The 15141-nt window shown below is 50.1% G+C and carries 13 protein-coding genes; all 13 read left to right on the top strand.

The genetic code is table 11. The features are described 5' to 3' along the window. Positions 1-8 precede the first annotated feature (8 nt). The 13 genes from icd (at position 9) to nrdR (ending at position 15095) form a co-directional block, all read left to right on the top strand. Complete coding sequence (icd, locus tag ACFO4L_RS13100) at positions 9-1277, top strand: NADP-dependent isocitrate dehydrogenase (protein ID WP_377910123.1); 1269 nt, start codon at positions 9-11, stop codon at positions 1275-1277. Between the two features lie 168 nt (positions 1278-1445). Beyond that, a complete protein-coding gene (mdh, locus tag ACFO4L_RS13095) occupies positions 1446-2384 on the top strand; it encodes a malate dehydrogenase (RefSeq protein WP_377910121.1) in 939 nt (312 codons plus the stop codon). Between the two features lie 232 nt (positions 2385-2616). After that, on the top strand, positions 2617-3096 hold the full coding sequence (locus ACFO4L_RS13090) for a MaoC/PaaZ C-terminal domain-containing protein (protein WP_377910120.1): 480 nt from the start codon (positions 2617-2619) through the stop codon (positions 3094-3096). A gap of 312 nt (positions 3097-3408) precedes the next feature. After that, positions 3409-4119, top strand: a complete 711-nt coding sequence (locus tag ACFO4L_RS13085) for a response regulator transcription factor (RefSeq protein WP_377910119.1) — start codon at positions 3409-3411, stop codon at positions 4117-4119. After that, on the top strand, positions 4112-5890 hold the full coding sequence (pnpS, locus tag ACFO4L_RS13080) for a two-component system histidine kinase PnpS (protein ID WP_377910118.1): 1779 nt from the start codon (positions 4112-4114) through the stop codon (positions 5888-5890). The genes ACFO4L_RS13085 and pnpS overlap by 8 nt, the downstream gene beginning before the upstream one ends. Positions 5891-6182: 292 nt before the next feature. Next, entirely contained in the window at positions 6183-8807 is a 2625-nt protein-coding gene (polA, locus tag ACFO4L_RS13075; RefSeq protein WP_377910117.1) for a DNA polymerase I, read from the top strand. Positions 8808-8834: 27 nt separating this feature from the next. Further along, positions 8835-9674: a DNA-formamidopyrimidine glycosylase gene (mutM, locus tag ACFO4L_RS13070; RefSeq protein WP_377910116.1), complete on the top strand. Its 840-nt coding sequence runs from the start codon at positions 8835-8837 to the stop codon at positions 9672-9674. After that, positions 9671-10279, top strand: coding sequence for a dephospho-CoA kinase (gene coaE, locus ACFO4L_RS13065; RefSeq protein ID WP_377910115.1), 609 nt, complete (start codon positions 9671-9673; stop codon positions 10277-10279). Before mutM ends, coaE begins: the two co-directional genes overlap by 4 nt. 266 nt (positions 10280-10545) lie before the next feature. After that, positions 10546-11682 carry a baeRF3 domain-containing protein gene (locus ACFO4L_RS13060; protein ID WP_377910114.1) on the top strand — a complete coding sequence of 379 codons (1137 nt, stop codon included), beginning with the start codon at positions 10546-10548 and terminating at the stop codon, positions 11680-11682. Positions 11683-12073: 391 nt separating this feature from the next. After that, positions 12074-13102: a glyceraldehyde-3-phosphate dehydrogenase gene (locus ACFO4L_RS13055; protein WP_377910113.1), complete on the top strand. Its 1029-nt coding sequence runs from the start codon at positions 12074-12076 to the stop codon at positions 13100-13102. Positions 13103-13385: 283 nt separating this feature from the next. Further along, positions 13386-13787, top strand: coding sequence for an adenosylmethionine decarboxylase (gene speD / locus ACFO4L_RS13050; protein WP_377910112.1), 402 nt, complete (start codon positions 13386-13388; stop codon positions 13785-13787). 417 nt (positions 13788-14204) lie between these two features. Beyond that, the gene (locus ACFO4L_RS13045; protein WP_377910111.1) at positions 14205-14612 is read left to right on the top strand and encodes a DUF1499 domain-containing protein; all 408 of its coding nucleotides are present in this window, start codon (positions 14205-14207) and stop codon (positions 14610-14612) included. 15 nt (positions 14613-14627) lie between these two features. Then, positions 14628-15095, top strand: coding sequence for a transcriptional regulator NrdR (gene nrdR, locus ACFO4L_RS13040; protein ID WP_377910321.1), 468 nt, complete (start codon positions 14628-14630; stop codon positions 15093-15095). Positions 15096-15141: the final 46 nt, after the last annotated feature.

The raw sequence follows: 15141 nt of genomic DNA, 5'->3' as shown, positions 1-15141 counted from the left end.
TTTTACGAATGGCTGGAGAAAAAATTACGGTAACAAATGGAGAACTGAACGTACCTGCTAAACCGATTATTCCTTTCATTGAAGGGGACGGCATCGGTCCGGATATTTGGAAAGCTGCTTCCAGAGTTATTGAAGCTGCAGTAGATAAAGCGTATAACGGAGAAAAAGCCATCGAGTGGAAAGAAGTGCTCGCAGGTGAAAAAGCACATAATCAGACTGGCGAATGGCTTCCGGAAGAAACGCTTGAAACCATCCGCGAATACATGATCGCAATTAAAGGTCCTCTGACGACGCCAATCGGCGGCGGCTTCCGTTCCCTGAACGTAGCGCTTCGTCAGGAGCTTGACCTGTTTGCATGCGTACGTCCGGTACGCTGGTATGAAGGCGTACCTTCTCCAGTAAAGCGTCCGGAAGATACGGATATGGTTATTTTTCGTGAAAACTCGGAAGACATTTATGCGGGTATTGAATTCCAGGAGGGAACAGACGAAGCGAAAAAGCTGATCAGCTTCCTCCAGGATGAAATGGGCGCAACGAAGATCCGTTTCCCGGAAACGTCCGGAATCGGCATCAAGCCTGTTTCCAAGGAAGGCACGGAGCGTCTCGTACGTTCTGCGATTCAGTATGCGCTTGATGAAGGCCGCAAGAGCGTCACGCTCGTGCACAAAGGCAACATCATGAAGTTCACAGAGGGAGCCTTCAAAACGTGGGGCTATGACCTCGCTGAACGCGAATTCGGCGATAAGGTGTTCACATGGGCTGAGTATGACCGCATCGTAGAAGAAAAAGGCAAGGACGCTGCCAACGAAGCGCAGGATCAGGCAGAAGCTGCCGGAAAGATTATCATCAAGGATTCTATCGCAGACATCTTCCTGCAGCAGATTCTGACTCGTCCGAAAGAATTCTCCGTTGTCGCAACGATGAACCTGAACGGGGACTACGTTTCCGATGCACTTGCTGCGCAGGTTGGCGGAATCGGAATCGCACCAGGTGCGAACATTAACTACGACTCCGGTCACGCGATCTTTGAAGCAACACACGGCACTGCACCAAAGTATGCGGGACAGGATAAAGTAAATCCTTCCTCCGTTCTTCTTTCCGGTGTGCTCATGCTCCGCCACCTCGGCTGGGGCGAAGCTGCTGACATGATTGAAAACGCAATGGATAAAACAATTGCAGAAAAAACGGTAACGTATGACTTCGCGCGCCTGATGGATGGTGCTCAAGAAGTGAAATGCTCCGAGTTTGGTGACGCACTGATTAAAAACCTGGGCTGATCGGACGACCGATTTCCGGCAGCATGCGAAGCCTCTGCACGATAAAGACGAACGTGTCTCCTGCCGGCAAGGCGGGAGCGCGCTCCTTAAGAGGCTGTCTCGCGAATGTTAGTCGAGGCAGCCTTTTTCTCTTTGCAAGCTATTTATTTTCTGGAAGGATGTGTTGGTATGGCTACGATTAAACGCAGAAAAATCACCGTGGTCGGAGGAGGATTCACCGGTACGACGACGGCTTTGATGACAGCACAAAAGGAACTTGGAGACGTGGTCCTCGTTGATATTCCCGATAATGAAGGACCGGTGAAGGGCAAGGCGCTCGATATGCTGGAGGCAGCACCCGTTCAAGGCTTTGATGCCAAGGTGACAGGTACGTCCGACTACGCAGATACCGCTGACTCTGATATCGTCGTCATTACAGCCGGTATTCCGCGCAAGCCGGGGATGAGCCGCGATGACTTGATCAGTACGAATGCCGGCATTATGCGCAGCGTAACGAAAGAAATTGTCCGCTACTCGCCGGAGTGTCTGATTATCGTGCTCACAAATCCTGTTGATGCGATGACGTATGCGGTGTATCAGGAATCCGGATTTCCGAAAAACCGCGTAATCGGACAGTCAGGTGTACTTGATACGGCACGATTTAATACGTTTATTGCCGAGGAGCTGAACGTCTCTGTCGAAGATGTCCGCGGTTTCGTACTCGGCGGACATGGAGATGACATGGTGCCGATGCTTCGCTACAGCTCTGTTGGCGGGATTCCCGTTGAAAAGCTGATTGCACCGGACCGTCTCGAGGCAATCGTCGAGCGGACGAGAAAAGGCGGAGGCGAAATCGTCGGCCTTCTTGGCACCGGCAGCGCCTACTATGCACCGGCCGCAGCCATCACCCAGATGGTGGAAGCGGTGCTGAAGGATAAGAAGCGAGTCCTGCCTGCGATTGCCTACCTGGAAGGAGAATACGGCTACAGCGATATGTATCTCGGTGTACCGTGTATGCTTGGCGGAGCCGGTCTCGAAAAAGTCTTCGAACTGGATCTGAACGATGAAGAGAAAAAGCAGCTGGATCAATCCGCTGAATCCGTCAAAAATGTTATGAAGGCTCTTTAATTACACCGAACGTCCCGTTAGATGACAGGACCAGTCAGCTTCTTATGCTGACTGGTCCTCGTGCGTTCTACCGGAAGAAGAAGTATTCTATCTGTAAAGGATTGGCTGCTTTTCGAGAGCCGAGCGGCATAGCAATATCCATGAAAAGCTGTGCCAGTTCATGCCTGTCTGGTATACTGGTAGTGTAAGCGCTTACGATAGCGAAGTACGACGATGGAAGGGGACGAACGGTATGTTTTCTAAACGAAAAAAGCTTGGGAAAACGCTGAAAGAGCTGCAGGAAGGTTCTTCGGTGTCAAAGGAATTTGAAATAAACGATAAGGATATTCTGCTGTATCTCGGATTCAGTGACGATGCTAATCCGATTTACATTCAGCATGATTATGCGTCGCGGACACCCTATGAGAGACCAATTGTTCCGCAGCTGATGCTGATAGGGTTTGTGACGTCACTCATTTCAACCGGGCTTCCAGGACCAGGTTCTGTCATTCGTGAACAGCAGCTCGCTTTCCCAAAGCCGCTTTATCATTATGGAAAGCTGACGCTTACGCTTACCGTGGAAAAGCTGAACACAGAGAAGGGAACCGCACTGATGACCGTTGATGGACGCGATGAGTATAACGATTCCATTATTCTCGGCACAATGGACGTCACCCCGCCTTACCCGTGGAAGCCGATGACGGAACAAGCAGGTACGTTTGAAAACTTTTAACCGACCGCATATTTACCGAACAGGAGGCATGCAGCTTCCTGTTTTTTGATAGCTTAAACGCAGCTGCACGTGCGCTGCTTGATCCGATGAGGCGGGACAGTCCGCGACGCAGTTGAAGGCTAGCTTCCGCCGGGAAACAGAGTAGAAAAACAGCCAAACGAATCAACATGTGAGTTGGCGGACTTTTGTCATAGAAAAGCACCGCTTCCTTGTCATCCGCATAAAGTATAGTAAGATAAAGGCAGAAGCAGTTTACGATTTTATCTGCCGGCCTGCATCAGGGGGCGGGTCCGGCAACAGGGAGGATGACACATGGCACAGCGCCTGTTGGTGGTGGATGATGAAGAATCAATCCTGACCCTGCTCCAGTTTAATTTGGAGCAGGGCGGATTTGAGGTAACGACTGCAATGGATGGAAAAGAGGCACTCGGAAAAGCGCTTGACGAACAGTTTGATCTGATCGTACTCGATCTAATGCTGCCCGGAATGGACGGCATGGAGGTTTGCAAGGAGCTTCGGCAAAGCAAAGTGCAGACGCCGATCCTGATGCTGACAGCAAAAGGCGACGAGTTTGACAAAGTGCTCGGTCTGGAGCTAGGGGCAGATGACTATTTAACAAAGCCGTTCAGCCCGAGAGAGGTGACCGCGCGGATCCGGGCAATTTTACGCCGCTCTCAATCAGCTCCAGCCGAGGAAAAACGGAAGGAAAACAAGCTGAAAATCGGCGACGTCGAAATCTTTCCGGATAATTATGAAGTGTTTTTAAAGGGACAGGCTTTGGAATTGACTCCGAAGGAATTTGAGCTGCTCCTGTATTTGATCAACAACCGGGGCCGGGTGCTGACACGTGACCAGCTTCTCAATTCCGTCTGGAACTACGATTTTGTTGGAGATACGAGAATTGTTGACGTGCATATCAGCCACCTTCGTGAAAAGATTGAACCGGTGACGAAGAAGCCGGTTTACATCAAAACAGTGCGGGGACTGGGTTATAAAATGGAGGATCCATATCGGGATGAATAGCTATCGTTTTCGGCTGATTGTGCCGCTGTCACTTATCATTCTCGCGGTATTAGCCAGTCTTGGCGCCCTGCTTGGACCGTTCATTCAAGACTTTTACCAGGAGCGGATGAACGAACGGGTACAGAAAGAGGCTGCCGTTGTGTCGTATGCCGTCGCACAAAGCGATCCGGCTTCCGGCGGTGACTTTCAGGAGGTAGTCGTCGAACTTTCGGAACGGCTCGGTGCCCGCATTACGATCATCGCAGAGGATGGCACCGTGCTTGCAGAGAGTGCAGAGGATCCGAACATCATGGAGAATCATGCCGATCGCCCGGAAATCATCGGGGCGCGGGAAGGCTCAGAGGCGTTTGAGGTTCGCTTTAGTGATACAGTCGGACAGGAACTGCTTTATTATGCCGAACCGCTTGCGGTAAACGGAGAAGAGATTGGGTTTTTGCGGCTTGGTCTGGAAATGAGCGAGCTGAACGACGTTTACCAGAACGTCTGGCTGCTGCTGTTCGTTTCCTTCTTCATTGCCTTTATCATCATCGTGATGTTTGCGACAAAGCTTGCAAACCAGCTGATCAAACCGATTGAGGATGCGCGGCGCGTTGCCAATGAGCTGGCCCGCGGCAATTACCAGGCGAGAACCTATGAGGGACTGCACCTGGAAACAGGAGAATTAAACCGGTCGATTAACGTGCTCGCTGAAAATCTGGATCAGATTACGAAAACGTATGAAAATCAGCAGGAACGGCTGGAGACGCTGATTGAAAATATGGGAAGCGGTCTTGTGCTGATTAATTCCAAAGGCGATATTACGCTCGTAAACCGATCATGCCGGGAGCTGTTTGAAGAAGATACGGACCGGTGGCTGAACAAGCTGTATTATAACGCGATCGACCGAAAGGCTGTGATCCGGTTCGTGCAGGAGCTGTTCCTCGTCGAACGGCCGCTGCGCCGTCAGATAAAATGGCCGATCGGTATTTACATCCGTCATTTTGACGTACACGGTGCTCCGATTATCGGACATGATGATGAGCTGAAAGGGGTCGTGCTTGTCTTTCACGATATCACAGAGCTGAAAAAGCTGGAGCAGGCACGAAAGGATTTCGTGGCAAACGTGTCTCATGAACTGAAGACACCGGTAACCTCGTTAAAAGGGTTTACCGAAACACTCCTGGACGGTGCTATGCATGACGAAGCACTAAGGGAAAAGTTTTTAACGATTATTTCCAAGGAGTCCGTGCGGCTGGAGGGTCTGATTACCGACCTGCTCGAGCTTTCCAAAATAGAAGGGGAGCACTTTGAGCTCAACTGGGATGAAGTAGATCTTGGCAGAATGATTGAGGAAACGACAGTGATGCTGAACGAAAAAGCATCCGCGAAAAACATGACGATTCATACAAAGACCGATGGAGATATTCACGTGCCGGCAGATGGAGCCCGACTGAAGCAGGTGCTGATCAATCTAGTGAATAATGCGATTGTCTATACACCGGAAGGCGGCGATATTTTCGTGCGGGCTTACGGGCAGACAGAGACAGTCGTGCTGGAAGTAGCTGATACGGGAATCGGCATTTCGAAAAAGGAGATTCCGCGTATATTTGAACGGTTTTACCGGGTTGACCGCGCGCGCAGCCGCAATTCAGGCGGTACAGGCCTCGGTCTGGCTATCGTCAAGCATCTGGCAGAAGCCCACCATGCGAAGCTTTCTGTCGACAGCAAGCCAGGCAAGGGGACGACGTTCCGTCTCGTATTCAAGCGGCAGCCGTTTGACGACGAGGGGTAACTTTACAATTTCTTTACATGAGCTTAAAACACGCTTAGTATTCACGCGCTATACTACGAAGTGTGAACTGCTTCATGTACTGCCGGCTGCCCCCCGCAGCAGCAGTATATGATACATCCCCTTTTGCGGACTGGAAGCCCTCCCCTGAGCTTCCGGTCCTTTTCTGTTTTTCCAGACAGAAGGAGAAGCATAAGCGAAAGTACGTTCGTTTTTTCGCCTATCGTTTATGTCATCGCCGGAGATTCATGCTAGAATAGCAGAAGGAAGAAATCATGAAACCGGGGTGGATGGAATGACGAACAAACTAGTGTTAATAGATGGAAACAGTATCGCGTACCGGGCCTTTTTTGCATTGCCCCTTCTGAATAATGACAAGGGTGTTTATACGAATGCGGTATACGGCTTTACAACGATGCTGCTGAAGGTGCTTGAAGAAGAAAAGCCGACGCACATGCTTGTCGCGTTTGATGCAGGAAAAACGACGTTCCGGCACGAAACGTTTAAAGACTATAAAGGCACGCGCCAAAAAACACCGCCCGAGCTTGCGGAACAGCTTCCGGTCATGCGGGACCTGTTGAACGCGTTCCGGATTCCATTTGAGGAAGTGGAAAACTATGAAGCGGACGATATCATCGGAACGCTTTCGGTAAAAGCGGCCAAAGAAGGCTGGGAAACGAAGATATATACGGGAGACAAGGATCTGCTTCAGCTCGTTGACGAGCATGTGCAGGTCGCATTGACGCGCAAAGGGATTACCAATGTGGATACATATGATCTGAAGGCACTCGATGAGAAGTACGGCCTTACACCGGATCAGATCATCGATATGAAAGGATTGATGGGCGACAGCTCTGATAACATTCCCGGCGTACCGGGGGTCGGTGAGAAGACAGCTTTGAAGCTGCTGGCAGCCCACAAAACAGTCGAAGGCGTTTACGAAAACCTGGATCAAGTTTCAGGAAAGAAGATGAAGGAGAAGCTGGAAGCCAATGAAGAGCAGGCGCTCATGAGTAAGAAGCTTGCGACGATTTTGACTGAGGCGCCAATTGAAACCAACATCGAGGACCTTCCAGTTCAGGAAGCAGATCAGGGCGCGCTGGCGTCGTTGTTTAAAGAGCTCGGATTTCAGTCGCTGCTGGACCGCATCGGAGCGGAAGCGGAAACGAAAGAGGATCTTAAAGATCTGGAAGTGATCATCCCGGAGAAGCTGACAGATGAGGTGCTGACAGAGGAATGCGCGCTTGTGGTTGAATCACTGGAGGATAATTATCATCATGCAGCCATCATCGGCGCAGCGGCCGCGAACGAGAACGGTGTGTACTTCTTAAAACCGGACATGCTGCAGGACCCGGCATTTCAGGAGTGGGCTGCTGATCCGGATAAGAAGAAATGGGTCTTTAACGCAAAGCGAGCCGTCGTCAGCCTCGGCTGGGAGGAAATTAAGCTGGATGGTGCTGCTTTTGATGTACAGATGGCTTCCTATCTCCTGGATCCGGGGGCATCCTCACATGACATGGCTGATATAGCAGAACGAAAGAGCGGCCTGCAGGTCCAGCACGATGAAGCGGTCTATGGCAAAGGGAAAAAGCAGCAAGTGCCGGATGAAGATGTGCTCAGCCAGCACTTAGGGAGAAAAGCGGCTGCCTTGCTGGAGCTGAAGCCGGCCCTTGAACAGGAGCTTGACGACAATGAACAGCTTGAGCTGCTGATTGACCTGGAAATGCCGCTCTCTGTTATTTTAGGCCGCATGGAGCAGCATGGCGTTGCCATCGATAAAGAGGAGCTGGAGGCGCTCGGGAAAAGTCTTACAGAGCGTCTTGAGGCGATTGAGGCGAAAATTCACGATCTTGCCGGCACTGCATTCAACATCAATTCACCAAAACAGCTTGGAGAGATATTATTTGAGAAGCTGCAGCTTCCGCCGGTCAAAAAAACGAAGACAGGCTACTCGACCTCTGCTGACGTGCTCGAGAAGCTGGAGGATTCCCATGAGATTATTCCCGAGATTTTACTTTACCGCCAGCTCGGCAAGCTGAATTCGACGTACATCGAAGGTCTGCTGAAGGCCGTTAACGATAAAACGGGGCGTATTCATACGATCTTCAATCAGGCATTGACGCAGACCGGACGGCTCAGCTCGACGGAGCCCAACCTGCAGAATATCCCGATCCGGCTGGAAGAAGGACGGAAGATTCGACACGCATTTGTGCCGACAAGAGAGGATTCTGTGATCCTTGCAGCTGACTATTCACAGATTGAGCTGCGGGTGCTCGCACACATTTCCCAGGATGAAAACCTGCTTAAGGCGTTTCAGGAAGACATGGATATCCACACGAAGACAGCGATGGACGTATTCAGTGTCGCAGCAGAGGAAGTGGACGGAGGCATGAGACGCACTGCCAAAGCTGTCAACTTCGGTATCGTCTACGGGATCAGTGACTATGGATTGTCTCAAAGTCTTGGCGTAACAAGAAAAGAAGCACAGTCGTTTATCGATAAATACTTTGAAAGCTATCCTGGAGTAAAAGACTATATGGATACGATTGTGGATCAGGCCCGGGAAAACGGCTACGTCACTACGATGATGAACAGGCGGCGGTACCTCCCGGAAATCACCAGCCGCAACTTTAATCAGCGCAGCTTTGCTGAACGGACAGCGATGAACACTCCCATTCAGGGCAGTGCCGCTGATATTATCAAAAAAGCAATGGTTGATGTGGATGCAGCATTGGAAGAATCGCTATTAGAAGCGGTGATGCTGCTGCAGGTGCACGATGAACTAATTTTTGAAGTATCTGCATCACAAGCGGATGAGCTGTCGGAGCTTGTAAGCCGGGTGATGGAATCGTGTGTAGAACTCGACGTTCCGTTAAAAGTCGATGCCGACTATGGAAAGACATGGTACGACGCGAAGTAGCGCAGCCAGTCTGAAAGGAGTGCTTACATGCCGGAACTGCCGGAAGTGGAAACGGTTAAACAAACATTAAATCAATTGATTCAACAGAAAACCATCGACGATGTTGTTATCACGCTGCCGCGAATTATTCAGCGTCCAGACGATGTGGAAGCATTTCGGACGCTGCTGCAGGGGCAGACGTTCCGCCGGGTTGAGCGGCGAGGCAAATTTTTGCGGCTGCTGCTGGATGACTATGTGCTCGTCTCTCATCTGCGGATGGAGGGCAGGTACGGAATGTTTTCAAAAGAGGACCCGGTTGATAAACATACCCACGTCCGCTTTGTGTTTACGGACGGGGAGGAGCTCCGCTATACGGACGTACGTCAGTTTGGAACGATGCACATCTTTGAGGCAGGTACCGATTTGACAGAGCTGCCGCTGCGTCAGCTTGGTCCCGAGCCGTTGGAAGATTCTTTTACGCCGGAGGTGCTGAAAAGCAGGCTCTTGTCTTCACGGGCGGTGAAAACCCAGCTCCTTGATCAAACGAAGCTCGTTGGATTAGGCAACATTTACGTGGACGAAGCGCTGTTTTCAGCAGGTATTCACCCGGAGACGGTCTCTTCTGAACTGACGGATGAGGAGATCAGCCGCCTGCACGGATGTATCGTCCAAACGCTTGCGGATGCGATAGCAGCAGGCGGATCCTCAGTAAAGTCGTACGTGAACGGCCAGGGCGAAATGGGCATGTTTCAGCAGCAGCTAAACGTGTACGGACGAAAAAATGAACCGTGTAAGCATTGCGGAGAAACGATTATCCGCTTTACCGTCGGCGGCCGCGGGACGCATATTTGTCCCAGCTGCCAGCCTGAAAAGGAGCGTGCTGTATGAAGCTTGGTCTGACAGGAAGTATTGCAACAGGCAAAAGCACGGCTGCCGGATTTTTCCGCGAGGAAGGCTGCCCGGTGATCGATGCGGATGTCATTGCACGGGAGGTAGTCCAGCCGGGAGCACCAGCATTGCAGGAAATTGAGTCCGCTTTTGGAAGCTCAGTCATTGCCGGTGACGGGACTCTGGACCGGGAGAAGCTGGGCACCATTATTTTTAACGATCCTCAAAAGCGCGAGCAGCTGAATGCAATGGTTCATCCTGCCATTCGGGAGAAGATGAAAGAGCAGGCAGAAGAGGCCGAAGCATCTCATCCGATTGTCGTGCTGGACATTCCCCTTTTATTTGAGAATGAACTGTTTTATTTAGTCGATCAAACAGCAGTCGTCTATGTGCCCGAGCAGGTCCAAAAGGAACGGTTAATGAAGCGGAACAACTACTCCGAAGAGGAGGCGCTCAGCAGAATGGACTCACAGCTGTCGATTGAAGAAAAAAAGCAGCGGGCGGATTTTGTGATCTTGAACACAGGCCCGGAAGAAGAGACCTCCAGGCAGGTGAAAAAGCTCGTTGAGGCGCTTCTGAAAAAGCATCAGGACGGTACGCCTTAAAAAGAGCAGGAAGAGTGCGAATGAATAGCAGGACGCCCCTTGTCATCGAAGTGACAGGGGGTTTTTGTATGTACGACTGCTGAACTGTCTGTTCTCTTCATAGTGGGTTAAGCCCGGAAAAAATGTCATGCAGAAAGAACGATGGCATAAGCGAGGGAATATTGTATAATGAGAAAAACAGTTCGTTTTTAAGAACTTTATAGACTCAATTATTCGCTCACAGTGAACGACTGACTATCAGCAGATTTTGAATGGAGGGGAAACGTATGTATGAACGGACGAATCACTTTCCTCACAGCTTGTTTCAGGAAGCCAAACCGCCGTTTTTGTCACTCTATCAGCCTACGGAGCGGGCAGGAAGAGAAAAGCAGTCGAACGAAGTAGTCTTCCGCAATATGCTGAAGGCTCTGGAAGGCGCGCTGGAAGAGCGGTATCCGCACGTCAAAGCAGATAGGCTTCTAAAGCCGCTTCATGACATTGCGAGCGATCGTACCTTTTGGCGTCAAGTAACAGAAGGAATTGCCGTATTCGCTGCGGACGAGCGCTGCATCGTTTATCAGCTTGCAAGACCGGTAAAGGCGATTACAGCGGTCTCAGAGCGCCCATTCATCAGTCCGCTGATCCGCGTATTTCAATCTGCGGATAAGTACCAGCTTCTCGGTCTGACGAAGAATACATTTCGATTATTCGAAGGAAACCGGTACGGCATAAACGAAGTGGAACTGCCGGATGACATTGCGACGACAAAGGAAGAGGCCGTCGGTGCAGAAAAGAAGGAAGCGCACGTTGATCAGGTAACGTACAGCGGCGGAAATGCTGCCTATTTCGGACAAGGCGGACGCAAAGATGAAATGGACAAAGAAACGGAGAAGTTTTTCCGGTATGTCGATCGGTATGTAACAGAGCATCATTCGAATATATCAAAGCTCCCGCTCATACTTGTTGCTGTAAAGGAGCACCACGGGCTGTTCCATAAAGTAAGCAGCAATACGTTTCTGATGAAATCAGGCATCAAACGGGATGTCAGTTCGGTGGAAATGGACGAATTGACCAAGCTTGCTTGGCAGCGTATAGAGCCGGTTTATTTAGAAAAAACGAAAAAAGCGGTCGATGCTTTCGAGTCAGCACGGGCAAATGGCAAAGGCTCCTCCCGATTGGAAGAGATTGCACTGGCCTTAACGGAAAACCGGCTGGCCCATCTGCTTATAGAGGATGGGAAAAACGTTCCCGGCCATATTGAAGAAACAACTGGAGAAGTGATTGGAGCTAAACCAGAAGAGCGACAGGCAGGCGATATTTTAGGAGATTTAACAGAGCTTGCCTTTCGGCGTAACGTCCCGCTTGTGGTGCTGCCGCAGGAACGGATGCCGGCTGATACCGGGGCAGCTGCTGTATTTCGATAGCACTTCATGCTTTGGGATGACTACAATGACAAAGACACCGTCTATACAAACTGGTCAACGTGCCAACGTCGTATGGACGGTGTTTTTTTGGCATCCTCTCATACAGGCTGCATCGAAGGAACTTAGCCGCAGCCATAGCAGCAGAAGTCATCCAAATTCATTATTCCATGACGGCTTCATTCGTCCGCTTATCCATCTATCTCCTCGCTTCCGTTCAGCACAATAGAATGATGAAAGGAAGGGAGCGCCAAGTATACGTGCCCCTTGCCTTAAAGGAAGGAAATCTTTTGTAATTTACAAAAATAGATAGTATCTTTTTTGACTAATGTGCTATACTATATCCATGAAAACGCTTATATAATATAGCACATTAGCTTGGGAGGGGTATTATATGATACGAGTAGCAATTAATGGGTTTGGCAGAATTGGACGGATGGTGTTTCGCAAGGCGATGATGGATGAAAAGGTGGAAATCGCGGCTGTGAACGCAGGGTATCCGGCGGAGACGCTAGCCCACCTCGTAAACTATGATACAGTACACGGGACATTTAAAAAGCGCGTGGAAGCTGTCGACGGAAAGCTGGTAGTAGACGGGAAGCAGGTAGAACTGGTTAATTCCCGTGACCCGCTTGAGCTGCCGTGGAGAGAGCTTGGTATCGATATTGTACTGGAAGCAACAGGCAAGTTCCGCGAAAAGAAAGAAGCGGAAAAGCACCTGGAAGCAGGGGCAAAAAAGGTGATTATCACGGCGCCAGGTAAAAATGAAGATGTGACCATCGTATACGGCGTTAATGAAGAAGACTACGATCACACAAACCATCATGTCCTTTCTAATGCTTCCTGCACAACGAACTGCCTGGCACCTGTCGTCAAAGTGCTGCATGATGAGCTCGACATTGTGTCCGGAATGATGACAACGGTTCATTCCTACACAGGAGACCAGCGAAATATTGATAATCCGCACAAAGATCTGCGCCGTGCACGTGCATGCGGCCAGTCGATCATACCGACTACAACCGGAGCAGCAAAGGCAATTTCGTCTGTGCTTCCGGAAATGGAAGGAAAGCTTCACGGACTTGCTCTGCGGGTTCCGACTCCAAACGTATCGCTCGTTGACCTCGTCGTCGATGTCGGCCGCGATACGTCGGTGGAAGAAGTAAACCACATTCTTCGTGAATCCGGGATGAACGGCATGGCCGGCATTATCGGCTACACGGATGATCCGCTCGTTTCCGTTGATTTTAACGGCGACGCACGCTCTGCTATCATCGACGGACAGTCCACTATGGTCGTGAACGATCGTCAGGTAAAGGTACTTGCCTGGTACGATAACGAGTGGGGCTACTCCTGCCGTCTGCTCGACCTTGTTTACCACGTCGGCAGCTACTTAAATGCCGACCGCAGCACATACGCATCCTGATCGGTCAACATGACGGCCGTCTTCCGGAACATTCCGGAGGACGGCTTTCGCTATGAATGGCTAAAAACAGAGTGAATTGCCCGGCATAATCAGCTTTATACAGCTGGAAGATACGGTAAAAAATGATTGCATTATTGTTGTAAAAAACGTATACTAACTCTCGTAAACTTCGCTTAGCCTGATTATTAAAGGGTTAGGACCTCACCGGACTAACTTTCCCCCCAGTAATCCCGGATTAAGTGATCGACAAACAGCTTTGAAACTGAAGAAGGGGGATTTTGCAATGGATACAATGGGAAGACATGTAATTGCAGAACTATGGAAGTGCAACATCGACAAGCTTAATGATATGGCATTTATTGAACGAACCTTCGTTGACGCCGCACTTGAAGCAGGCGCAGAAGTTAGAGAGGTCGCTTTTCATAAGTTCGCACCGCAGGGTGTCAGCGGTGTGGTGATTATCAGCGAGTCGCATTTGACGATTCACAGTTTTCCGGAACATGGATATGCAAGTATTGACGTATATACGTGCGGAGACCGGATCGACCCGAACGTGGCAGCCGATTTTATTGCGAACGCACTTGGTGCTGGACGATCAGAAGTAGTTGAGGTACCACGAGGTATTGGACCGATTGAAGTCATGCAGAAATCAGGGGAAGGCTCATACAGCAGCACTTCTTCGTAAAATAGCATTATCGTTTTAAAACCGCTCCGGCAGATCAGCCGGAGCGGTTTTTTCAGGGTGGTGATCACGTCCTTTCAGGTAAATCATTTTGCATCTGCCTGTATTTGCGGATACTCGCTTTCTGGAGAGAACAGGCTCAGCTAGCTGCTTCTTTCTTTCGTTGGAAGCGATGGATCTTCACTTCGTTCTGAGCCGAGGTCCTCTGATGTCGGCAGGGGTATATACGCATCTCACTTTACAGCGCCTGAAATTTCCAGATGAAGGAATGCTGAGGATCGACTCGTTCCACCATTTTCCTGCTGATTCCATCCGATGCTCAGTCTTTCATTCCAAGCAATGCGTTTTGACCGGTCTGTCATATTCGATTGAATCAGCGGCCGTTTCTTGCTATTCTTAGAGAAGGCGAGGTGCATATAAATGGGAATCAAACAAACGTTGCAAAAAGCATTCAGTACCAGAACAGAAACAAACGAAAAACATCCGGACGAAACGCTGCAAACCCATTACTATAAAGCCATGAAAGATAAAGTGATGGCGGAGCTTCAGACAATGTTTTCCCAGAAGCAGGGGTACACGGTCAGTTCCGTATCAGAAGAGCATGGGGAAATTATCGTCAATACGACGTCTGGAAAAAAGCAATTTATCGTCATAACGGTCATCATGGTACGTCCGTACCGTACTGCGGTTGATTTTGCTGTGAATACGGATACCGTCCTGTTTACAGACTTCGGAAGCAGCGCCAAGATGGTGCGAAGCCTCTACAAAGAGCTGAACAGCAGGCTGACGTTCGTCGGTACGGCACTCGGAGATGAACTGAGCAGATAAAGTGAGGTGTCCGCAATGATATGTCCGCACTGTTCTCATAACGGAACAAAGGTATTAGATTCTAGACCGAGCGACGAAGGAAGAGCGATCCGGCGCCGCCGGGAGTGTGAAGCGTGCGGCTACCGCTATACAACTTTCGAGCGCGTTGAGAAAACGCCTCTGATTGTGGTAAAGAAAGACGGCAACCGGGAAGAGTTCAGCCGTGAAAAGCTGCTTCGCGGTCTGGTGCGGGCATGTGAAAAGCGGCCGATTCCGCTCGAGCGTTTGGAGCAGCTGACGACGGAAGTGGAAAAAGAGATGCGGAACCGAAGCGCACCGGAAATAAGCAGCAACGATATTGGTGAATACGTCATGCAGCATTTAGCTGATATCGACGATGTAGCTTACGTGCGATTTGCATCTGTCTACAGACAGTTTAAAGATATTAATGTATTTGTTGACGAATTGAAGGATCTGATCAACCGGGAAAACAAACGATCGTAACTACCGGGGCTGTCCCAGTCTGTTTCGGGGCGGCTCTTTTCTATGG

Origin of the sequence: Bacillus daqingensis (genome assembly GCF_042654445.1) — a bacterium.
Taxonomy (GTDB): domain Bacteria; phylum Bacillota; class Bacilli; order Bacillales; family Salisediminibacteriaceae; genus Alkalicoccus; species Alkalicoccus luteus.
Note: the sequence above shows the minus strand (reverse complement) of the source record. Positions and strands in the feature narration are given on the sequence as shown.

Bases quoted from the DNA above. Each gene is read 5' to 3' on its own strand.
- ACFO4L_RS13085 (WP_377910119.1), top strand. From the start codon at position 3,409: ATGGCACAGCGCCTGTTGGTGGTGGATGATGAAGAATCAATCCTGACC.
- coaE (WP_377910115.1), top strand. From the start codon at position 9,671: ATGAAGCTTGGTCTGACAGGAAGTATTGCAACAGGCAAAAGCACGGCT.
- ACFO4L_RS13060 (WP_377910114.1), top strand. From the start codon at position 10,546: ATGTATGAACGGACGAATCACTTTCCTCACAGCTTGTTTCAGGAAGCC.
- pnpS (WP_377910118.1), top strand. From the start codon at position 4,112: ATGAATAGCTATCGTTTTCGGCTGATTGTGCCGCTGTCACTTATCATT.
- nrdR (WP_377910321.1), top strand. From the start codon at position 14,628: ATGATATGTCCGCACTGTTCTCATAACGGAACAAAGGTATTAGATTCT.
- mutM (WP_377910116.1), top strand. From the start codon at position 8,835: ATGCCGGAACTGCCGGAAGTGGAAACGGTTAAACAAACATTAAATCAA.
- icd (WP_377910123.1), top strand. From the start codon at position 9: ATGGCTGGAGAAAAAATTACGGTAACAAATGGAGAACTGAACGTACCT.
- polA (WP_377910117.1), top strand. From the start codon at position 6,183: ATGACGAACAAACTAGTGTTAATAGATGGAAACAGTATCGCGTACCGG.
- ACFO4L_RS13055 (WP_377910113.1), top strand. From the start codon at position 12,074: ATGATACGAGTAGCAATTAATGGGTTTGGCAGAATTGGACGGATGGTG.
- mdh (WP_377910121.1), top strand. From the start codon at position 1,446: ATGGCTACGATTAAACGCAGAAAAATCACCGTGGTCGGAGGAGGATTC.
- ACFO4L_RS13090 (WP_377910120.1), top strand. From the start codon at position 2,617: ATGTTTTCTAAACGAAAAAAGCTTGGGAAAACGCTGAAAGAGCTGCAG.
- ACFO4L_RS13045 (WP_377910111.1), top strand. From the start codon at position 14,205: ATGGGAATCAAACAAACGTTGCAAAAAGCATTCAGTACCAGAACAGAA.
- speD (WP_377910112.1), top strand. From the start codon at position 13,386: ATGGATACAATGGGAAGACATGTAATTGCAGAACTATGGAAGTGCAAC.